Origin of the sequence: Bradyrhizobium sp. GCM10028915, assembly GCF_042666195.1 — a bacterium.
GTDB lineage: Bacteria > Pseudomonadota > Alphaproteobacteria > Rhizobiales > Xanthobacteraceae > Bradyrhizobium > Bradyrhizobium canariense_D.
On sequence record NZ_JBHTFN010000070.1, the window covers coordinates 110,074 to 129,352 of the forward strand.

Here is a 19,279-nt window from a genome sequence, read left to right on the forward strand (position 1 = left end):
CCGGTGACTTTCGTTGGGGCGAGGGAGGCCAAAGAGAACTCGGCTCCCGGGAGAGCACGGCATAAGCCGTCCAACCATCGCGCAGGGAAGGCCGAGTGATTGGCTACACCTGTATGCTGCTGTGCGGTTTTCCTGCGTGTGCTTTTCGCGCAGCGGACCGCGGGTGCCAGCCGGCACCCGGCCTTCCCTGCGCCCTCTTGGACAAGAGGGTGAAGCGACGAAGCAAAGCTCGGGCGAAACACGCCGCGAGGATGCGAAGCTGTGTCTGTAATCGTTCTAGCCGCCGAGTATCCGCTGGCAAGCGTCGACAAACACCTGGGCGCCGGTGACGATGTCGACGTCGGCGGTGTTCTCGGTCCAGTGATGACTGATGCCGCCGATCGACGGTACGAACAGCATGCCCGCGGGCATGATTGTCGCCAGCATCTGCGCGTCGTGGCCGGCGCCGCTGGGCATGCGGATGGACCGTCCGCCGGCCAGGGCCTTGCTCGCGGCTTCGATCGCGTCCTGGATGCCCGCGTTCATCATGGCCGGCGCACCGGTGCGCAGTTTGTCCACGGTGACGGTGCAGGGGCCGTTCGCGCTGACCTCGTCCGCCATGCTCCGCAGCAGTTCTTCCAGCCGTGCGACGACGGAAGGATCGTCGTCGCGGATCTGGAACAGCATTTCGGCCGCACCCGGAATGATGCTCGGTGCGCCCGGATCGAGCGTGATGCGGCCGGTGGTCCAGACCGTGCGCAGGCCGCAGCTCTCGGGGAAACGCTCGTCGATCGCGACGCAGAACTTTGCCAGCGCCAGCCCGGCATCCTTCCGTGCAGCCATGCGGGTCGTGCCGGCGTGATTCTGTTCACCGACGAAATTGATCTGGTATTGCCAGATGCCGACGATGGAGGTGACGACGCCGATCGCAAGGCGACCGCTTTCGAGCGTGTCGCCCTGCTCGATATGGGCTTCCAGATATCCGACGTGCCGGCCCGGCTCGGCGGCGATGCGTGGTCGTCCTGCGAGCCCCATGTCGGCAAGTGCGGCCCGCATGGTGCGGCCGCTGGTGCGGTCGCGTGCGGCATCGATGTCGGTCTCGGTCAATTGGCCGACATAGGAGCGCGAACCGAGAAAGTGTCCAAAGTGTCCTTCCTCGTCGCACCAGGCGGCAACCTCGACCGCGCCTTCGAGCGAGGGATCGGCATTGAGCACGCGGGCCGCTTCGAGCGCGTAGACGACCCCGAGCGGGCCGTCGAGCCAGCCGGCGTAGTTCTGGCTTTCGAGGTGCGATCCCGCGAGCAGCTTGGGTCCCGACTTTGCGCTGGTGCCAAAGACATTGCCGATGCCGTCGATCGCGGCGGAGAGGCCTGCGTCGGGCAGCTTCTGCACCAGCCAATCCAGCGAAAGCTTGTGCGGCTCGGAGAAGGTCGGCTTGTGCACGCCGGTCTTGTACGCGCCAATGGCACGGAGCGCATTGAGATCGGCGAGAACGCGCTCGCCGTTTGCGCGTGAAAAGGTGTTAGGCATGCTCGGCAACCTTCAACGCCTCGGTGCGGATCTGCTCGACCAGCCGTTCCTTCAACTGCACAAATTCGGGCGTGGTCTTGATCTTGTAGGAGCGCGGATGCGGCAGGTCCACATTGATCTCGGCCTTGATGCGGCCGGGACGCGCGCTCATGACGATGACGCGGCTGCCGAGGAAGATCGCTTCCTCGATGTCGTGGGTCACGAACAGCACGGTCTTCTGGTCGCGCTCCCAGATCCCGAGCAGCATTTCCTGCATCAGGGCTCTCGTCTGGTTGTCGAGCGCGCCGAAGGGCTCGTCGAGCAGCAGGATCTTGGGATCATTGGCGAGCGCGCGCGCGATCGCGGTGCGCTGCTGCATGCCGCCGGAGAGCTGCTTTGGCCAATGGTTCTCAAAGCCGGACAAACCGACCTGGCGGATGAAGGCATCGGCGACCTTGTTTCGCTCCACCTCGGGCACGCCGCGCTCGCGAAGGCCGAAGGCGATGTTCTCGCGCACCGTCAGCCAGGGAAACAGCGTGTAGGACTGGAACACCATGCCGCGGTCGGCGCCCGGGCCAGTCACCTCGCGTCCGTCGAGCACCACACGTCCGCCGGTCGGGCGATCGAGGCCGGCGACGATGCGAAGCAGCGTGGACTTGCCGCAGCCGGAAGGGCCGAGGATGGTGACGAAGTCGTTGTTGCCGATCACAAGGTCGGTCGGCTCCAGCGCCCTCGTTGGCGCGTTGCCGTGGCGCGCGGGAAAAGTTCGCGAGACCTGTTCGATCTTGAGGATCGTCATGCGAGCCTCCAGGGAAACAGCCACGCGTTGAACGCCTTGAACAGGAAGTCCGAGACGAGGCCGATCAGCCCGATCACGATGATGCCGAAGATGATCTGGCCGGTGTTGAGCAGCGCCTGGCTGTCGGTGATCATGTGGCCGATGCCGGAGGAGGAGCCGATCAGTTCGGCGACGATGACATAGGTCCAGGCCCAGCCCAGCACCAGCCGCAGGATCTCGGCGATCTCCGGCGCGGAAGAGGGCAACAGCACGCGGCGGATGATGCCGCGGTCGCTGGCTCCCAGCGTATAGGCCGCCTCGACCAGGTCGCGCCGCGTGGTGCCGACGGTCACCGCGATCATCAGGATGATCTGGAACACCGAGCCGATGAAGATGACGAGCAGCTTCTGCAGCTCGCCGATGCCTGCCCACAGGATCAGGAGGGGAATGAAGGCGGAGGCCGGCAAATAGCGCGCAAAGGAAACGAACGGTTCGAGGAAGGCCTCGACCGGCTTGTACGCGCCCATCAGCACGCCGAACGGCACCGCGATGATTGCGGCCAGCACGAAGCCGCCGACGACGCGCCAAATCGTCATGCCGATGTCGAACAGGAAGCCCTGTTTGATGATCAGATCGACGCCTTCCTGCACCATGGTCAGCGGGTTGGCGAGGAACACCTTCGACACATGGCCGCCGAAGGTCGCCCAGGACCAGAGGGCTACGAACACCACGAAGAACGCAAGGCCGTAAGCCACGCGCTGCCTTGACGTCACGGGATCGAGGGGACGCATCAAACTGTCTATCCGGGCGGTGAACAAGTTTGCCGGCCCCGCGGCGAGACGGGGCCGGCGGCTCCTGGGAGATTTACTTGATATAGCTGGCGTCGAAGAGATCCTCGACCTTCGGCGCGGCCTTGATGATCCCGATCTCGAGCAGGAGGTCGGCGGCCTCCTTGTTGAAGGTCAGGAAATCGCCGGCGAAGAATTTCTGGTTCGCGGCCTTGTCCTGCCAGCGCAGATATTTTGCCGAGTTGCCGAACGCCTCGCCGCTCTGCTTCACGTCGGCACCCATGATCTCGTAGGCCTTGGCCTGGTCCTTGGCGATCATGTCGAGGGCCTCGAAATAGCTGTCGGCGAGCGCCTTGGCGGCCTTCGGGTTCTCGGTGAGGAATTTCGGCGTGCAGCCGAACGTGTCCATGACCATCGGATAGTCGAGCGTGGTCGCGATGATCTTGCCCTTGTCGGGGGCGGCACGAACCGTCGACAGATACGGCTCATAGGTCATCGCGGCATCGTTCTGGCCGGAGACAAAGGCCTGTGCCGCCGCCGCCGGCTCGAGGTTCACGACAGTGACGTCCTTCACCGACAAGCCGTTCTTCTTGAGCATCCAGGCCAGCGCGAAATAGGGCGAGGTACCGGGCGCGGAAGCAGCAACCGTCTTGCCCTTCAGATCCTTGATCGCGGCAAGCTCGTTGCGCACGGCCATGCCGTCGGCGCCGTAGCTCTTGTCGAGCTGGAAGATCTGCTTGGTCGCGACGCCGTTGGCGTTCCAGGAGATCCAGGTCTCCACGGTGGTCGCCGCGCACTGGACGTCGCCGGACGCGATCGCGAGATGGCGATCCTTCTGCGGAATCTTCTTGATGGTGACGTCGAGGCCGTTCTTCTTGAAAATGCCGGCTTCCTTCGCCAGCGTCAGCGGCGCGAACCCGGTCCATCCGGAGATGCCGACGCCGACCTTGACGTCGTCGGCGAGCACGGGGGTGGAGACCGCAAGTGCAATGACTGCCGCAAATACTTTCGAACTACGCATGATTGTCGTCCTCTTGCCGATCGATGGATTGACGTCCTGTTGATCTTGGTCGGTCCTCATGGACCGTTGCCCGAAACGTTGCACGATTTGTGCCGACATCGTCCTCTCAGCCTCCCTTGAATCGGGCGACAAGGCGGTGAGAGTCACCGGGATAGAGCAGCCGCACGGCGGTGATCGTGCGCGCGCTGCGCCAGGTATAGCGGTCGATCACGAGGCAGGGCGCGCCGACGGCGATGTCGAGCGCTTCGGCCGTGCGATCGTCCGCAACGATAGCGCTGATCGTATGCTCTGCCTCTGTCCATGGAACATGGTGAAGCAGCCATGAGCCGGGTGGCTCACGCGAAAAATCTGCGGCCGCCGCATCCGGCACCGACGCGAGATCGATCAGCCTGTCCTCGACGGCGAAAGGCACGTTGTCGGCGCTGTGGCGGCAGGTGATCGCGACCACCTTGCCGGCCTTCTTGACACCGAGGCGGTCACGGTCGGCCGCAGTCGCGGCGCGGAGCTTGCGGCCGATCAGCTCGTAGCCGTAATCGCGCCCGAGCGCGGTGATCTCGGCGCGCATGTCGGCGATCTTGAGCACAGCGGACTGGTGTTGCGGCCGGCGGACGAAGGAGCCGGCACGTCGCCGCCGCTCGATCAGGTCGGCTTGCGCGAGCTCCGACAGCGCCTTGTTCACGGTCATGCGCGAGCAGCCGTAACGCGCCACCAGTTCGTGCTCGAACGGGATGCGATGCCCGGGCGGCCACTCGCCGGTCAGAATGCGCTTCTCGATATCGGCGCGGATCCGCTTGTAGAGCGTCGGCTTGTCGCCGGCATCTGTGGCGAGGCTCATGCGACGAGCCTCCGCACCGATGCGTTGAAGTGTTCGCGCGCGGCCTGGCGCAGTCTGTGCCGCCCGCCTTCGACGACCTTGTCGCCGCCGGCCCAGACGCAATCGATCGCGCCGTTGCCCCCAGCGAAGATCCAGCCGTCGATGGCGGCATCGCGCGCGCGCCCCGCCAGCGAGGGATGCGTGATGTCGAGCGTGACGATGTCGGCGCGTGCACCTGGCGTCAGACCGACTGACATCTGGGCTAGTGCCCGCGCACCGCCTGCAAGCGCATGATCGAACAGGGCGCGTCCCGTCGAGCGGCCTGCGCCGGCAGAGAGCACGTTGCGTTCACGGTGCTTGAGCCGTTGGCCATATTCGAGCTGACGCAGCTCGTCGGCGACGCCGACCAGCACATTGGAATCCGTGCCGACGCCAAAGGCACCGCCGGCACCGACGAATTCGCGCGCCGGGAAAATGCCATCACCAAGGCTTGCCTCGGTGATGGGGCAGAGGCCGGCGACCGCACCGGTCCTAGCGAAGGCGCGGACTTCCTCGTCCGTGGTGTGGGTGGCGTGAATGAGGCACCAGCGTTGATCGACGGGTGCGTGCTCCAGCAACCATTGCACCGGACGTCGTCCGGACCACGCCAGGCAATCCTCGACTTCCTTCACCTGCTCGGCGGCATGAATGTGCACCGGGCCGCCCTCCGCGAGTGGAATGATCGGTGCAAGCTCGGCCGGCGTCACCGCGCGCAAACTGTGCGGCGCGATGCCGATATTCGCGCCCGGCAGTCGTTCAATCGCCTTGCGCGAGGCAGCCATCAGTGCGGAAAATTGATCAACCGTACAGATGAAGCGGCGCTGGCCGGCATGCGGTGCTGCGCCCCCAAATGAGCCATGCGCATAAAAACTCGGCAGCAGCGTCAGCGCAATACCCGAAGCTTCGGCGGCCTGCGCGATGCGTGCGGCCATTTCGCCGATGTCGGCGTAGGGCGAGCCGTCGCGATCATGATGCAGATAATGGAATTCGCCGACGCGGGTAAAACCCTGCTCCAACATCTCGACATAAAGCAGTGTCGCGACCGCTGCGACGTCGTCAGGCGTCATCGCCAGCGCGAAGCGGTACATCGTCTCGCGCCAGGTCCAGAAGGTGTCGGTGCTATCGCCGCGCAGTTCCGCGAGACCCGCCATGCCGCGCTGGAAAGCGTGGCTGTGCAGGCTCGCAAGTCCCGGAAACGCGATGTCGTGGCGTTCATCGCCGGAGACCGGCGCCATGCCCGGCGTCACCTCGGCGATCGCGCCGGCGGTGATCACCACCTGCACGTCATTGGCCCAGCCCGAGGGCAGGAGCGCGGAGGCGAAATGCAGTCGTGTCATGTTTCCATGCCGGCTGGACAGAACCGCGACACGATTATATGTCTAGACATATAAGTCAAGCATCCCACGCGAAGGGACAGTTGCATGGCAGAACGCTTCGACCGGATCTGGCATAACGCCCGGCTCGCCACGATGCGGGCCGATGGTCCCGATCTCGGTGAGATCGAGCACGGCGTGATCGCCGCGCGCGGCGGCCGTATCGCTTATGCGGGTTCGCAGACCGATTTTCCGGCGAGCGCCGATGCAGCCGACCGGATCGATTGCGGAGGGCGCTGGATCACGCCCGGTCTCGTCGACTGTCACACCCATCTGGTCTATGGCGGTAACCGCGCCCATGAGTTCGAGCTGCGCCTGAAGGGCGCGAGCTACGAAGAGATCGCGCGCGCCGGCGGCGGTATCGTCTCGACAGTGGCCGCGACGCGCAAGGCAAGCGAGGCCGAGCTCGTAGCACACGCGCTGCCGCGGCTCGATGCGCTGATTGCCGAGGGTGCCACCACGGTCGAGATCAAGTCCGGCTACGGCTTGGACACCGAGACCGAGATGCGGCAGCTGGCCGCCGCGCGAAGCCTGGGCCGTCAGCGGCCGGTCGCGATCCGCACGTCGTTTCTCGGCGCGCATGCGCTGCCGCCAGAGGCCGATGGCGACAAGGATCGCTACATCGATCTCGTCTGCAGGGAGATGTTGCCGGCGGTCGCGAAGGCGGGCCTCGCCGATGCCGTCGATGCCTTCATGGAGGGGATCGCATTTTCCGGCGAGCAGACGGGGCGGGTGTTCGAGACGGCGAGGCGGCTCGGACTTCCGGTTAAGCTGCATGCTGACCAGCTCTCGAACCTCGGCGGGGCTGCGCTCGCCGCAAAATTCTCGGCGCTCTCGGCCGATCACCTCGAGCACACCGACGAAGCCGGTGCAGCGGCGATAGCGAAGGCCGGAACGGTGGCCGTGCTTCTGCCCGGCGCCTTCTACTTCATCCGCGAGACGCAAAAACCGCCGGTCGAGGCGTTCCGCAAGCACGGCGTTGCCATGGCGCTCGCGACCGACTGCAATCCGGGCAGCTCGCCGCTGACCTCGCTGCTGCTCGCCATGAACATGGGCGCGACGCTGTTCCGGATGAATGTGGCCGAGTGCCTTGTGGGTGTCACCCGCGAAGGCGCGCGAGCGCTCGGCGTGCTCAATGATACCGGCACGTTAGAGGCCGGCAAATGGTGCGACCTTGCGATCTGGGACATCGATCGCCCCGCCGAGCTGGTGTACCGTATCGGCTTCAATCCGCTTCACCGCCGGGTGTGGAGGGGACAGTGATGGAGGAGAGCGCAGCGATCGTCGTCAAGCCGGGAACGGTTAGCCTCGACGATCTCGCGCGCGTGCTCGAAGGCGCATCTGTCGTTCTCGATCCCTCGTTCTGGCCGCGCGTCGACGCGGCCGCGGGGATCGTTGCAAGGGCTGCGCGAGCCGACGTCCCCGTGTACGGGATCAACACCGGCTTCGGGAAGCTGGCGTCGAAGCGGATTCCACCTGACCAGACCGCGCTGCTCCAGCGCAATCTCATCGTCTCGCATTGCTGCGGCGTCGGTGCGGCGACGCCCGAGCCGATTGTCCGGCTGATGATGGCGCTGAAGATCATCTCGCTCGGGCGCGGTGCTTCCGGCGTGCGCCGCGAGGTGATCGAGCAGCTGCAGGCCATGCTGGCGCGGCGCGTCTCACCGCTGGTGCCGCAGCAGGGTTCGGTCGGTGCTTCTGGCGATCTCGCGCCGCTCGCGCATATGACCGCTGTGATGATCGGCGAAGGACAGGCGTTCGTCGACGGCAAGAGCGTATCAGGCAGCGACGCGCTCGCCGCAGCCGGCCTACCGCCACTGACGCTCGGTCCCAAGGAAGGGCTCGCGCTGATCAACGGCACGCAATTCTCCACTGCCTACGCCGTCTCCGGCGTGCTGCGCGCATTTCGCCTGGCCCGCGCCGCGCTCGTCACCGGCGCGCTGTCGGTCGATGCCGCGATGGCTTCGACGGCGCCGTTCCGCCCCGAAATCCAGGCGCTGCGCGGCCATTCGGGACAGATCGCGGCCGCGGCAACCTTGATGGCGCTGCTCGACGGCAGCGACATCCGCCTGTCGCATCTCGAAGGCGACGAGCGCGTGCAGGATCCCTATTGCCTGCGCTGTCAGCCGCAGGTCGCAGGCGCGGCGCTCGACCTGATCGTGCAGGCGGCGCGGACGCTGATCATCGAGGCCAATGCCGTCACCGACAATCCGCTCGTCCTGGTCGAGACTGGCGAGATCGTCTCCGGCGGCAATTTCCATGCCGAACCGGTGGCCTTTGCCGCGGATACCATCGCGCTGGCGCTGTCGGAGATCGGCGCGATCAGCGAGCGGCGCATCGCGACGCTGGTCGATCCCGCGCTCAATTTCGGCCTGCCGCCGTTCCTCACTCCCGATCCCGGTATCAATTCCGGCTTCATGATCGCCGAGGTGACGGCGGCCGCACTCTATGCCGAGAACAAGCAGCGCGCGGCCGCGTGCTCGATCGATTCGACGCCGACCAGCGCCAATCAGGAAGACCATGTCTCGATGGCCGCGCATGCTGCACGGCGCCTGTCTGACATGGCGGACAATCTCGCCACCATCCTGGGCATTGAGCTGCTGGTCGCCGCCCAAGGCATCACGCTGCGCGCGCCGCATGCGACCAGCGCGCCGCTCGCCGCCGTCATCGCCGCACTGCGCGAGCAGGTGCCGCAGCTCGGCGCCGACCGCTACATGGCCGGCGATCTCGCCAGGGCTGCAGCGCTGGTCGAAGCCGACGCGCTGCCGGCTGCGGCGCTCGCCGAGCTTTCAACCGACCCGTTTCCGACACTTGCCTGACGAGGTGTTCCGCATGAACCGCCGACTGGACAATGAACGCACCATCCGCGCGCCCCGCGGCAGCGAAATCAGCGCCAAGAGCTGGTTGACGGAAGCTCCCTTGCGCATGCTCATGAACAATCTCGATCCCGACGTTGCAGAACGTCCGAGCGAGCTCGTCGTCTATGGCGGCATCGGCCGCGCCGCGCGCGACTGGGAGAGCTTTGACCGGATCGTTGCTTCGCTGCGCGAGCTCGAGGACGACCAGACGCTGCTGGTCCAGTCCGGCAAGCCGGTCGGCGTTTTCCGGACCCACGCCGATGCACCGCGTGTCCTGATCGCGAACTCGAACATCGTGCCGCACTGGGCGACGCTCGATCATTTCAACGAGCTCGATCGCAAGGGCCTGATGATGTACGGCCAGATGACGGCGGGTTCCTGGATCTATATCGGCAGCCAGGGCATCGTGCAGGGCACCTACGAAACCTTCGTTGAAGTTGGCCGCCGCCACTATGGCGGCAGCCTCGCCGGCAAATGGATTTTGACGGCCGGTCTCGGCGGCATGGGCGGCGCGCAGCCGCTGGCTGCGACCATGGCCGGGGCTTCGATGCTGGCGGTCGAATGCCAGCCGAGCCGCATCGAGATGCGTCTGCGCACCGGGTATCTCGATCGCCAGGCCGCAACGCTGGACGAGGCGCTTGCGATCATGGCCGACGCAGCGAAGACGAAGAAGGCGGTCTCGGTCGGCCTGCTCGGCAATGCCGCGGAGATTTTTCCCGAGCTGGTCCGCTGTGGCGTCAGGCCCGACATCGTCACCGATCAGACCAGCGCGCACGATCCGATCAACGGCTATTTGCCGAAGGGCTGGACGCTCGCCGAGTGGGAAGCCAAGCGCGCTGCCGACCCCAAGGCCGTGGAGCGCGCCTCGAAGACCTCGATGGTTGAGCACGTCCAGGCCATGCTGGATTTCCATGCACTGGGCATTCCGACCCTCGACTATGGCAACAATATTCGCCAGATGGCGCAGGACATGGGCCTGAAGAATGCCTTCGATTTTCCCGGCTTCGTTCCCGCCTATATCCGTCCCTTGTTCTGCCGCGGCGTCGGGCCGTTCCGCTGGGCCGCGCTGTCGGGCGATCCCGAGGACATCTTCAAGACCGACGCCAAGGTCAAGGAGCTGATGCCTGACGACAAGCATCTGCACAATTGGCTCGACATGGCCAGGGAGCGCATCAAGTTCCAGGGCCTGCCGGCGCGGATCTGCTGGGTCGGGCTCGGCGATCGCGATCGCCTGGGCCTTGCCTTCAATGAGATGGTGGCGCGCGGCGAATTGAAGGCACCCATCGTGATTGGCCGCGATCATCTCGACAGCGGTTCAGTGGCGAGCCCCAACCGCGAAACCGAAGCGATGAAGGACGGGTCGGACGCTGTGTCCGACTGGCCCTTGCTCAACGCCCTGCTCAATTGCGCCAGCGGCGCGACCTGGGTGTCGCTGCATCACGGTGGCGGCGTCGGCATCGGCTATTCCCAGCATGCCGGCATGGTGATCGTCGCCGACGGTACGCCGGAAGCGGCGAAGCGGATCGCGCGCGTGCTCTGGAACGACCCTGCCAGCGGCGTCATGCGCCACGCCGACGCGGGCTACGACACCGCGATCGGCTGCGCCCGCGACAAAGGGCTCGACCTGCCGAGCCTGCGCTAGGCGCGACTTAGGCCACGACCCTGGCTTCGGCGCTGCCGAGGCGCTGGCGTTCCTTTGCGAGATACTCGTCGATCGCGTCGCCGTGCATGGGCTTTGCGAAGTAGTAGCCCTGGATGAAGTCGCATCCCAGCCGGCCTGGAGTAACCGTGCCTGCCCGTTTTGAGCATGGCGGCCATAGCCGCAACGCGGCCGGCTGAGGTTTGACCGCGCACAGTCGGCTCGTCATACTTTGCGCCAAGGCGAGCCAGAAAGACTCGTCGGTATCGGGAGCTGAAATGACCAAATCATTCTCCGTCCTTGCGGGGACGCTGATTTCCGTCGTCTCCTTCACTTCGATTGCCTTCTCGCAGCCGGCCTGCGTCACCCAGAACATGGCCGTGCCGCCTGGGGCCAACACCACCGACAAGGCGGGCCCGTTCTTCATTGATACGACGGGTCTTGACTTCAAGACGGCGCCTCCGACGCGCGATCCATCCAATCCCAATTATCCACGCGCCACAGAGCTTCCTGACGGAACGCTGCCGCCACCGGGTGCCGAGGGCAATTTCATCATCGGTCCCACCCACAATCCTGCGCCGGAGACGATCGCGAAGGAGGGCGTGCCGCGTGGGACGACAAAGTCCTTCACGCTGTCGTCGAAGGAGAGCACCATCTACAATCCTGGCCTGATCCGCGATGACGCCGCCGGCTGCACCAATTCCTCGATCATGACGACCGTCACGGCGCCGGACGACAAGTCGCACATGATCGTCACCACCAGCCATCCCGGCGTCTGGTCGCGCACCATCGACGTCTATGTGCCGGCGCAATATGTGCGCGGCAGCGAGGCGCCGTTCATCGTGGTCGGCGACGGCGGCTCCAACGCCTACAAGGACCTCGCCGTCACGCTCGACAATCTGATTGCGCAGCGCCGCGTGCCGCCGATGATCGCGATTCAGATCGGCAATGGCGGGCAGGACGCACAGGGCAGTCAGCGTGGCCGCGAATATGACGCGGTGTCAGGTGCCTACGCGCAGTTCGTCGAGCGTGAAGTGCTGCCGCTGGTCGAAAAGAACGCCGATGTCAAGCTGACCAGAAATCCCGACGGGCGTGCGACCATGGGGCTGAGTTCGAGCGGTGTGGCAGCCTTCACCATGGCGTGGTTCTATCCGGATCTCTATCACCGCGTGCTGGCGTTCTCGCCGACCATGGTCAACCAGCAATGGCCGCATGACCCGTCGCTGCGCGGCGGTGCCTGGGAGTATCACAGCGCATGGACGGGGCCGGCCACACCCAATCTCATCTCCAAGGCGGGCGTGCTCACGCCGGCCGAGCCGCCCGGCCTGCCGCTGATCGTCGCTGCGCCGACCAAGCCGATCCGGTTCTGGTTCTTCGGCGGCGACCAGGACCTGTTCTATCCGAACCCCACTATTCCCGACGGCATGCACGACTGGACCCTCTCCAACGCGCTGATGGCCAAGGTGCTGGCGGAGAAGGGCTACCACTATCAGTTTCTGTTCGTACGCAACGCCAAGCACGTCGACCGTCCCACGATCGCGCAGACGCTGCCGTCGGCGCTGGAGTGGGTCTGGAAGGGCTATCCTATCCCCTGAGCGAAAGTGGCCTAGCGCCCGATTGTCACGCCGGCGGTCGAGCGCATGGCGTCCTTGAGGCTCGTGGCGTTCTTGTCGTCGAGGACCTCTCGCGTCAGCACGGTGGTCTGGCCGGGCGTGTTGAGGATCGTCTCTCCGCGCGAAGAGGAGAGGCGGTCGGCCTTGTAGGATGAGGCCTGATCGGTCGTGGGCGCATGGCGTTTACTGGATGCGGCGAAGGCTCCTTGCGAGACGCAGAGGGCGGCAATCACGACCAGTCGCAAAGATTTTGCGCGCATGCGATCTCCCAAATTCAGGGCGTTAGCCTAGCATGGGCTGGTCGTCGCTGGAATAAAGGGTCAGGCGAGAGCGGCTTGGCGTTTCCGCGTTAATTCGCGGACCGGATCGAGTTTCCCCGGCTCGGCGAGCGGCGTAAAACTGCGCTGGCTTGCATGTGCGGGGGCTTCGACAATCACGCCTTCGCAGACGATCTGTCCGCCGAGCATCCGGAATTCCAGCTTGTCGTAGCGCGGCATCGTCTCGCCGGGCGCGGGCGGCAGCAGCCCGACGCTGCCCTGGATGTTCAGCGTGGCATCACCGACGCCGTGGAGGCGCGGATTCCACATCCTGATCCCGGTCTCCGCCCAGCGCTGCCGGATCAGCGCGCCGCGGTCGGCGGGCTCTGCGGCTCTCGCGCGAGCTTTCCGTGCATACGGGATCTCCGGAGCCGGAGACACGAGGGCCGGAGCCGGCTCGATAGTTGTGACGACGCCGAGGGTCTCGGTGGAGTCTTCGGCGGCGCCGGGGGAGGGATCGCTCTCGATGCTATCCTCAGGGACATGCTCCCGCGAGATATCGCGATCGGCGAACGCGACACACATGTCGTCCAGAGTCGAGAAAGTATCCACGTCGACGACCAGAGCGATAGCGTCAACCGGAGCGACCTCGACATCGACAGAAGAGGCCTTCTCCGCGACGACGGGCTCAACGTCGTCCGCGAGTTCGGAAGTTGGATCGCTGTTGATGATGGGTTCGGGGACGTCAACCGGCTCGCGCTCGACGTCGATGGTCGCAACCGAAGCTTCCACGACGATCGGCTCGACTTCCGTCGGCGTCTCTTGGGATGAATCGTCGCTGCCGCTGACATCGGCTAGCGTTTCCGACGGGCTCTCCGCGATGACAGGGCTGGAGGCGTCGTCTTCGACGGCTGAAGCCGCGACGGCGGCGTCGCAGTGCGACGGATCCGCGCTGATGCTGGTGTCGAGAGCCGGAGCCGTGTCTGCAATTTCGGCAACAATGCCGGGTGAGGCGTCTGCCGTCTCAGGCGCGACGTCGATGCTGCCGCCATGCGGCGCGGGCCGAAGCCGCGCGAACGCCCATTTCACCGCGGGAATGCGGCGCAGCAACGATATCAGTCTCGAAAGCACTGGGAGTTGTCCAAGAGGTACTCGGCTTGAGGCCATCGCTGATTCGCCAGCAATGTAAAAATCCCCGGCTGTCACACTGATGTCAATGTAGGTGGGACCAATTGCAGAACATTCACGCTTTTCAGAGCGCACGGCTGCAATTTAGTCGGCGTGACTGTAATGCCGACGTAAGTGTAATCGACGTGACCGTAATCAAGGTGCAGTACCGTCAATACGCTTCGTTCGACACCAAGACCTTCGCGTATGACGTCGACAAGCTTTGATGCAACGAAGACTTCTGGAGAGGGGACGATCGCCCCCTCTCCAGAATTTCCGATCGATGCCAGGCTACTTTCCGGAGCCAGCGCCGCCGCCGGCCTGGCTGCCCATGTTATTGGTGTTGCTGCCGCCGGCCGACGGAGTCTGCTTGCCCTTGCTGTCGGCGGCCTCGTTCTGCATGTTCGACGACGCGCCGGTCGTCATGCCCTTGGTCGCGGGGCCCCGCGACGAGGGGCCCACGTCGCCCTGGCCGGATGCGCCTGGGGCGGGTTGTGTCTGAGCGAAGGCGCCGCCGGTCGCCAGCGCCATGATGCATGCGGATGCCAAAATGATCTTCTTCATCTGGTTTCCTCCTGGGTTGACTCGAGGACAACTTGCCCGCGGAGCGGACGTTCCTCACAGGGGGGCGTCGCGAGGATGATGACCAAGCGCGCTGAGGCGCTTGTCGAGGTTCCCTGTGCGGCTCTATCGACGGCAGAGTTTGGAACATCGGGCATCTGGTGTAAGGACGAGGCATGAAAAGGATTATGACTCTCGGAGCGGTTCTGCTCTGGTCCACGATCGCAATCGCGCAGGAGCGCGCCATCACCGTGGCCTCGACGACATCAACGGAACAGTCGGGCCTGTTCGGCTATTTGCTGCCGCTATTCTCGAAGGCCACGGGCATCGACGTGAAGGTCGTGGCCGTCGGCACGGGCCAGGCGCTCGACATCGGACGGCGCGGCGATGCAGACGTCGTGTTCGTCCATGACAAGCCCGCCGAAGACAAGTTCATGTCCGAAGGCGAGGGCGTGAAGCGCTTCGACGTCATGTACAACGACTTCGTCATTGTCGGGCCGAAGAGCGATCCCGCCAAGATCGCCGGCGGCAAGGACGTGGCCGAGGCGCTGCGCAAGATCGCGGCCGTGAAGGCGCCGTTCATCTCGCGCGGCGACAAGTCCGGCACGCACGCGGCCGAACTGCGGCTGTGGAAGGAGGCAGGCATCGACCTCGGTGCCGCCAAGGACAGCTGGTATCGCGAGATCGGGCAGGGCATGGGCCCGGCACTCAACATGGCGTCGTCGTTGAACGCCTATCTCCTGTCGGACCGCGGCACCTGGTTGTCATTCAAGAATCGCGGCGAGCTCGCCGTCCTCACCGAAGGCGACAAGCGGCTGTTCAACCAGTACGGCGTCATGCTGGTCAATCCGGCCAAGCATATGAACGTGAAGGCGCGGGACGGGCAGGCCTTCATCGACTGGCTGATCTCTCCTGGGGGGCAGGAGACCATCGCCGGCTACAAGATCGGGGGCGAGCAGCTATTTTTCCCCAACGCGTCCCACTAGCAGGAAGGCGATGGTCGACACTGCGACGCTGAGTGCGAGCAGGATCAACCCGAGCCCGAGCGCCAGCGGCAGGTCGCCCTTGCTGGTCTCCAGCGCGATCGCCGTCGTCATCGTGCGCGTGAAACCGCGGATGTTGCCGCCGACGATGAGGATGGCGCCGACCTCGGCGATCGCGCGCCCGAAGGCTGCGAGAAAGGCCGTCAGCAGCGAGGTCCGGCCCAGCGCGAACAGCAAGCCGATGCTGCGTAGCGTTGACAGCCCGTCGATCCGCGCCAGGTCGCCATACTCCGCCCACAGCAGGCTCGCCGGCCGGTGCACCAGTGCGACCACGATGGGTGTGGCGAGCAGCGTCTGCGCGACCACCATGGCCGCTGGCGTGAACAACAGGCCGGCGGCCCCGAGCGGGCCGGAGCGCGACAGCAGAAGATAGAGCGCGAGCCCGACCACGACCGGCGGAAGGCCAAGCAAGGCATTGGTCAGGACGATGATGACCTGCCGCCCACGGAACCGGGTGATCGCAAGCAGCGCCCCGAACGGCGCCCCGATCAGAAGGGCGAGGATACTGGCGGTCAGGCTGACGCGCACCGACAGCCCGACGATGCCCAAAAGCTCTGCGTCGGCCTCGCCGATCAGTGTGAATGCGGCGCCGATGGATCGCGCGAAGTCGTTCATCCGTGCCCGAGCTTCGGCGCCCGCCACGATGCCTCGGGTGCGCCGATTTCGGGACTGCGGAGGTGATTCACGTATATTTCCCTGAGGGCATCGTCATGCAAGGCAGCGGCGGAGCGGTTTGGTACCCCGAATTTGACCGGAGATCAAAGCCTTGCGCGGCATGGCCCGAGGTGGCGTTCGGCCTCATCGTTTGACGTTGCCCGATGCGGGGACCGTTGGGGCTCAAATCAAGCCGCGCAGCACTTCAACAAGCCGGGCACACTCGGCCTCCGTCCCGACCGTGATGCGCAGAAAGTCCTCGATGCGCGGCTTTCCGAAATGCCGCACCAGAACGCCACGCTGGCGAAGCGCTGCCGCGAGATCTGCTCCGCTCCGGCTTCGATGGCGCGCGAAAACGAAGTTGGCGAGCGACGGCAGCACATCGAAGCCGAGTTGTCTGAGATCGCGGGCCAAGGTTTCGCGGCTTGCGATGATACGGGCACGGGTGTCTCGGAACCAGCCGTCGTCCTCGATCGCGGCGACGGCGCCGGCGATCGCGAGGCAATCGAGCGGATAGGAGTTGAAGCTGTCCTTCACCCGTTCCAGCGCTTCGATCAGCGGTCGTTGGCCGATTGCAAAACCAACCCGCAGGCCAGCGAGCGAGCGCGACTTCGAGAAAGTCTGGATAACCAGCAGATTGTCGTGGCGTGCAACCAGCGGCACGGCGCTCTCGGCGCCGAAATCGACATAGGCCTCGTCCACCACCACCAGCCGGTCCGGCTGTTCGGCCAGCAGCGATGCGATTGCGTCGCGCTGAAGGGCGATGCCGGTAGGAGCGTTCGGATTGCAGAGGAGGATGGCACTCGATGGTCGCCTGTAGTTGGAGATATCGATCCTCATCGCAGCATCGAGCGGCACCTCGTCATGCGTTATTCCATAGAGGCCGCAATAGACAGGGTAGAAGCTGTAGGTGACGTCGGGGAATAGAAGCGGTGGTTCGTGCTTCAGAAGTGCCTGGAAGGTGTGGGCCAGCACCTCGTCGGAGCCGTTGCCGACGAACACTTGCTCGGGCGCCACATCGCAATGGGCCGCGATGGCCTCGCGCAGGCGGGTTGCGCGCGGATCGGGATAAAGGCGCAGCCGCTCCGCGGCCGATGCGATCGCCGCCAGCACGCGCGGCGAGGGCGGGTAGGGATTCTCGTTGGTATTGAGCTTGACGATGCCGTCCTGCTTGGGCTGCTCGCCGGGGACATAGGGCGAAAGCGTGTGGACGACTGGACTCCAGAAACGGCTCATGAGCTCCAATCCGAATTTGATCGGGGCACAGTAGGGTATGCGGGAGCCCGGTGGAAGTGCGCCTGCGTTCAGCATTGCAGGCAAATCCGCACGAGGCTTACTGCCGGAGACGTTCCCGCAAGCGCGACCCCTATGCTAGGGTCATTGCACCACCGCCCAGAATGAAAAAGAACGAAGGCCGGCGCGCCCCAAGGCGCGCAACGGCCGAAAAGAGAGGAACACATGCCGGGTGCAGCCCTTCCCACCGCCCCCTCGATTCCGAGCGCGCCGGTGACGTCAGCCGTTCTCGACCGCTTGCGGGCCATCGTCGGCGACAAAGGCCTGATCGTGGACGAGCAGGACAAGCTGCCCTTCGTGACCGACTGGCGCGGCACGCTGGCGGGGCAGGCCGCGGCGATCGTGCGTCCGGCCATCACCGCGGAAGTCTCCGCTGTCGTCAAGCTCTGCTACGACAACGGCATTGCCATCGTTCCGCAAGGTGGCAACACCGGCCTGATGGGCGGTGCCACGCCGTGGCCCATGCACCGCGGCATCGTGCTGTCGCTTGGTCGCATGAACCAGGTGCTGAATATCGATCCCGTCGGCTATGCTATGACTGTGGAGGCGGGCTGCATCCTCGAGACGCTTCAGGACACAGCCGCGCGCCACGACCGCCTCTTTCCGCTCAGCCTCGGTGCTCAGGGCTCGTGCATGATCGGAGGTAATCTGTCCACCAATGCCGGCGGCGTGCAGGTGCTGCGTTATGGCAATGCGCGAAATCTGGTGTTGGGTCTCGAGGTCGTGCTGGCTAACGGCGATATCTGGGACGGCCTGCGCGCACTCAAGAAGGACAACACCGGCTATGACCTCAAGCATCTGTTCATGGGCGCCGAAGGGACGCTCGGCATCATCACCAAGGCGGTGCTGAAACTCTGGCCGGCGCCGAAAGACGTGTGCACGGCATGGCTCGCAATTCGCGATCCCAAGGCAGCCATCGACGTTCTGTCGGAGGCGCATGCCGCTTCCGATGACAATGTCGGCTCCTGTGAGCTCATCAGCCGTGCGTGCACCGACATGGTGCTGCGCCACATTCCCGGCACCCAGGATCCCCTCAAGGCTGAGACGGAATGGTATCTCCTTCTCGAATGGTCATCGGCACGGCCACGGCAGGACGGAGGCACGGGCATGTCGGACAGGATGGAGCAGTTCTTGGCCGACCAACTCGAGACGGGCCGGGTGCTGGATGCGGTGATCGCGCAAACCGAAGCGCAGTCGCGCAACATGTGGCGGATTCGCGAGAGCGTGGCCGAGGCATCGCGCACCGAAGGTCCGGGCTTGAGCTACGACGTGTCGGTCGCGGTCTCCAGGATTCCCGAGTTCATCGACAGCGGTCTCGAGGCCGTACTCGCAATCCTGCCGGCGATCCGCCCCTATCCGCTCGGCCACATCGGAGACGGCAATGTGCACTTCTCCTTCATGGGCCCGAAGGGCATGGACCGCGATACGCTCTCCCAATATTCCGCGGCGATCACACGGGCCGTCAACGACCTCGTCACCTCCATGGGCGGCTCGATCTCGGCGGAACATGGCATCGGCATCGAAAAGCTCGACGAACTCCAGCACTATCGCTCCCGGACCGAGCTCGACATCATGCGCACGATCAAGCGGGCGCTCGATCCCAAGAACATCATGAATCCGGGCAAGGTGCTTCGTCTCGGTTGAGCTGTGCCCACCTCAAGCCCGGTGCTCCCGAACGCTCGGCGCTCACGGAGACGGATGCCGCGGATAGGCCGGGCCAAACAGCCGGGGGCGTCAAATCATGCCGTGTGGCGGCCGAAAGGCGGCTTTATTCCCGCCTTGGATGCTTTAAGGAAGGGACAGGATCAGGTCGCACCCGCCCGGGGGGGGTGCTAGACCCTGATGCAGGAACAAAGGGGCGGGCCGGCATGGCACGTCCGCAAGGATGAAGGA

At 64.9% G+C, this 19,279-nt stretch carries 18 protein-coding genes; 6 read left to right on the plus strand and 12 right to left on the minus strand.

Annotated features, from left to right (window positions below; all coding sequences use genetic code 11):
* Positions 1-276: 276 nt before the first annotated feature.
* The 6 genes from ACFQX9_RS33950 to ACFQX9_RS33975 form a co-directional block, all read right to left on the minus strand.
* Positions 277-1,509: a Zn-dependent hydrolase gene (locus ACFQX9_RS33950; protein WP_085350549.1), complete on the minus strand. Its 1,233-nt coding sequence runs from the start codon at positions 1,507-1,509 to the stop codon at positions 277-279.
* Positions 1,502-2,287: an ABC transporter ATP-binding protein gene (locus ACFQX9_RS33955; RefSeq protein WP_162496351.1), complete on the minus strand. Its 786-nt coding sequence runs from the start codon at positions 2,285-2,287 to the stop codon at positions 1,502-1,504. Before ACFQX9_RS33955 ends, ACFQX9_RS33950 begins: the two co-directional genes overlap by 8 nt.
* On the minus strand, positions 2,284-3,057 hold the full coding sequence (locus ACFQX9_RS33960) for an ABC transporter permease (RefSeq protein WP_007601313.1): 774 nt from the start codon (positions 3,055-3,057) through the stop codon (positions 2,284-2,286). The genes ACFQX9_RS33955 and ACFQX9_RS33960 overlap by 4 nt, the downstream gene beginning before the upstream one ends.
* Before the next feature lie 73 nt (positions 3,058-3,130).
* Positions 3,131-4,075 carry an ABC transporter substrate-binding protein gene (locus tag ACFQX9_RS33965; RefSeq protein ID WP_026234003.1) on the minus strand — a complete coding sequence of 315 codons (945 nt, stop codon included), beginning with the start codon at positions 4,073-4,075 and terminating at the stop codon, positions 3,131-3,133.
* 106 nt (positions 4,076-4,181) lie between these two features.
* A complete protein-coding gene (gene hutC / locus ACFQX9_RS33970; protein WP_085350550.1) occupies positions 4,182-4,910 on the minus strand; it encodes a histidine utilization repressor in 729 nt (242 codons plus the stop codon).
* A complete protein-coding gene (locus ACFQX9_RS33975) occupies positions 4,907-6,265 on the minus strand; it encodes a formimidoylglutamate deiminase (protein ID WP_018460327.1) in 1,359 nt (452 codons plus the stop codon). The genes hutC and ACFQX9_RS33975 overlap by 4 nt, the downstream gene beginning before the upstream one ends.
* Positions 6,266-6,349: 84 nt before the next feature.
* On the opposite strand from ACFQX9_RS33975, the gene hutI reads away from it, so the two are divergent.
* From hutI to hutU, 3 genes are read left to right on the plus strand one after another with little or no spacing between them, the layout of a single operon-like run.
* Positions 6,350-7,564, plus strand: coding sequence for an imidazolonepropionase (hutI, locus tag ACFQX9_RS33980; RefSeq protein ID WP_018460326.1), 1,215 nt, complete (start codon positions 6,350-6,352; stop codon positions 7,562-7,564).
* Positions 7,564-9,120: a histidine ammonia-lyase gene (gene hutH / locus ACFQX9_RS33985; protein ID WP_377791677.1), complete on the plus strand. Its 1,557-nt coding sequence runs from the start codon at positions 7,564-7,566 to the stop codon at positions 9,118-9,120. Before hutI ends, hutH begins: the two co-directional genes overlap by 1 nt.
* Positions 9,121-9,133: 13 nt before the next feature.
* The gene (gene hutU, locus ACFQX9_RS33990; protein ID WP_085350669.1) at positions 9,134-10,801 is read left to right on the plus strand and encodes a urocanate hydratase; all 1,668 of its coding nucleotides are present in this window, start codon (positions 9,134-9,136) and stop codon (positions 10,799-10,801) included.
* Positions 10,802-10,808: 7 nt separating this feature from the next.
* On the opposite strand, the gene ACFQX9_RS33995 is transcribed toward hutU, so the two are convergent.
* Positions 10,809-11,084 carry a hypothetical protein gene (locus ACFQX9_RS33995; protein ID WP_083926599.1) on the minus strand — a complete coding sequence of 92 codons (276 nt, stop codon included), beginning with the start codon at positions 11,082-11,084 and terminating at the stop codon, positions 10,809-10,811.
* Here ACFQX9_RS33995 and ACFQX9_RS34000 point away from each other — a divergent pair.
* Positions 11,077-12,393, plus strand: coding sequence for an esterase family protein (locus ACFQX9_RS34000; RefSeq protein WP_085384854.1), 1,317 nt, complete (start codon positions 11,077-11,079; stop codon positions 12,391-12,393). The genes ACFQX9_RS33995 and ACFQX9_RS34000 overlap by 8 nt on opposite strands.
* Positions 12,394-12,404: 11 nt before the next feature.
* Here the strand turns inward: ACFQX9_RS34000 and ACFQX9_RS34005 are convergent, their stop codons facing one another.
* The 3 genes from ACFQX9_RS34005 to ACFQX9_RS34015 all read right to left on the minus strand — a co-directional run bounded on the left by ACFQX9_RS34005 (position 12,405) and on the right by ACFQX9_RS34015 (position 14,399).
* Positions 12,405-12,671, minus strand: a complete 267-nt coding sequence (locus ACFQX9_RS34005) for a TonB-dependent receptor plug domain-containing protein (RefSeq protein ID WP_198957639.1) — start codon at positions 12,669-12,671, stop codon at positions 12,405-12,407.
* Positions 12,672-12,731: 60 nt separating this feature from the next.
* Positions 12,732-13,799 (minus strand): hypothetical protein, encoded by a 1,068-nt coding sequence (locus tag ACFQX9_RS34010; RefSeq protein ID WP_377791848.1) that lies wholly within the window; start codon positions 13,797-13,799, stop codon positions 12,732-12,734.
* A 327-nt stretch (positions 13,800-14,126) separates the two neighbouring features.
* The gene (locus ACFQX9_RS34015; protein WP_085384851.1) at positions 14,127-14,399 is read right to left on the minus strand and encodes a hypothetical protein; all 273 of its coding nucleotides are present in this window, start codon (positions 14,397-14,399) and stop codon (positions 14,127-14,129) included.
* 173 nt (positions 14,400-14,572) lie between these two features.
* On the opposite strand from ACFQX9_RS34015, the gene ACFQX9_RS34020 reads away from it, so the two are divergent.
* The gene (locus ACFQX9_RS34020) at positions 14,573-15,382 is read left to right on the plus strand and encodes a substrate-binding domain-containing protein (protein ID WP_377791678.1); all 810 of its coding nucleotides are present in this window, start codon (positions 14,573-14,575) and stop codon (positions 15,380-15,382) included.
* Here ACFQX9_RS34020 and ACFQX9_RS34025 read toward each other — a convergent pair.
* Complete coding sequence (locus tag ACFQX9_RS34025) at positions 15,356-16,054, minus strand: ABC transporter permease (RefSeq protein ID WP_085384849.1); 699 nt, start codon at positions 16,052-16,054, stop codon at positions 15,356-15,358. The genes ACFQX9_RS34020 and ACFQX9_RS34025 overlap by 27 nt on opposite strands.
* Before the next feature lie 222 nt (positions 16,055-16,276).
* Positions 16,277-17,329 carry a histidinol-phosphate transaminase gene (gene hisC / locus ACFQX9_RS34030; protein ID WP_377791679.1) on the minus strand — a complete coding sequence of 351 codons (1,053 nt, stop codon included), beginning with the start codon at positions 17,327-17,329 and terminating at the stop codon, positions 16,277-16,279.
* Positions 17,330-17,551: 222 nt separating this feature from the next.
* Between hisC and ACFQX9_RS34035 the strand changes: the two genes are divergently transcribed.
* The gene (locus ACFQX9_RS34035; RefSeq protein ID WP_377791680.1) at positions 17,552-19,030 is read left to right on the plus strand and encodes an FAD-binding oxidoreductase; all 1,479 of its coding nucleotides are present in this window, start codon (positions 17,552-17,554) and stop codon (positions 19,028-19,030) included.
* Positions 19,031-19,279: the final 249 nt, after the last annotated feature.

Excerpts from the sequence above, each read along its gene's own strand:
- ACFQX9_RS33965 (WP_026234003.1), bottom strand. The coding sequence starts at position 4,075 with ATGCGTAGTTCGAAAGTATTTGCGGCAGTCATTGCACTTGCGGTCTCC.
- hutC (WP_085350550.1), bottom strand. The coding sequence starts at position 4,910 with ATGAGCCTCGCCACAGATGCCGGCGACAAGCCGACGCTCTACAAGCGG.
- ACFQX9_RS33960 (WP_007601313.1), bottom strand. The coding sequence starts at position 3,057 with ATGCGTCCCCTCGATCCCGTGACGTCAAGGCAGCGCGTGGCTTACGGC.
- ACFQX9_RS33975 (WP_018460327.1), bottom strand. The coding sequence starts at position 6,265 with ATGACACGACTGCATTTCGCCTCCGCGCTCCTGCCCTCGGGCTGGGCC.
- ACFQX9_RS34005 (WP_198957639.1), bottom strand. The coding sequence starts at position 12,671 with ATGCGCGCAAAATCTTTGCGACTGGTCGTGATTGCCGCCCTCTGCGTC.
- ACFQX9_RS34020 (WP_377791678.1), top strand. The coding sequence starts at position 14,573 with ATGAAAAGGATTATGACTCTCGGAGCGGTTCTGCTCTGGTCCACGATC.
- ACFQX9_RS34000 (WP_085384854.1), top strand. The coding sequence starts at position 11,077 with ATGACCAAATCATTCTCCGTCCTTGCGGGGACGCTGATTTCCGTCGTC.
- ACFQX9_RS33955 (WP_162496351.1), bottom strand. The coding sequence starts at position 2,287 with ATGACGATCCTCAAGATCGAACAGGTCTCGCGAACTTTTCCCGCGCGC.
- ACFQX9_RS34015 (WP_085384851.1), bottom strand. The coding sequence starts at position 14,399 with ATGAAGAAGATCATTTTGGCATCCGCATGCATCATGGCGCTGGCGACC.
- ACFQX9_RS33950 (WP_085350549.1), bottom strand. The coding sequence starts at position 1,509 with ATGCCTAACACCTTTTCACGCGCAAACGGCGAGCGCGTTCTCGCCGAT.
- ACFQX9_RS34035 (WP_377791680.1), top strand. The coding sequence starts at position 17,552 with ATGCCGGGTGCAGCCCTTCCCACCGCCCCCTCGATTCCGAGCGCGCCG.
- ACFQX9_RS34025 (WP_085384849.1), bottom strand. The coding sequence starts at position 16,054 with ATGAACGACTTCGCGCGATCCATCGGCGCCGCATTCACACTGATCGGC.
- hutI (WP_018460326.1), top strand. The coding sequence starts at position 6,350 with ATGGCAGAACGCTTCGACCGGATCTGGCATAACGCCCGGCTCGCCACG.
- hutU (WP_085350669.1), top strand. The coding sequence starts at position 9,134 with ATGAACCGCCGACTGGACAATGAACGCACCATCCGCGCGCCCCGCGGC.
- hisC (WP_377791679.1), bottom strand. The coding sequence starts at position 17,329 with ATGAGCCGTTTCTGGAGTCCAGTCGTCCACACGCTTTCGCCCTATGTC.
- hutH (WP_377791677.1), top strand. The coding sequence starts at position 7,564 with ATGGAGGAGAGCGCAGCGATCGTCGTCAAGCCGGGAACGGTTAGCCTC.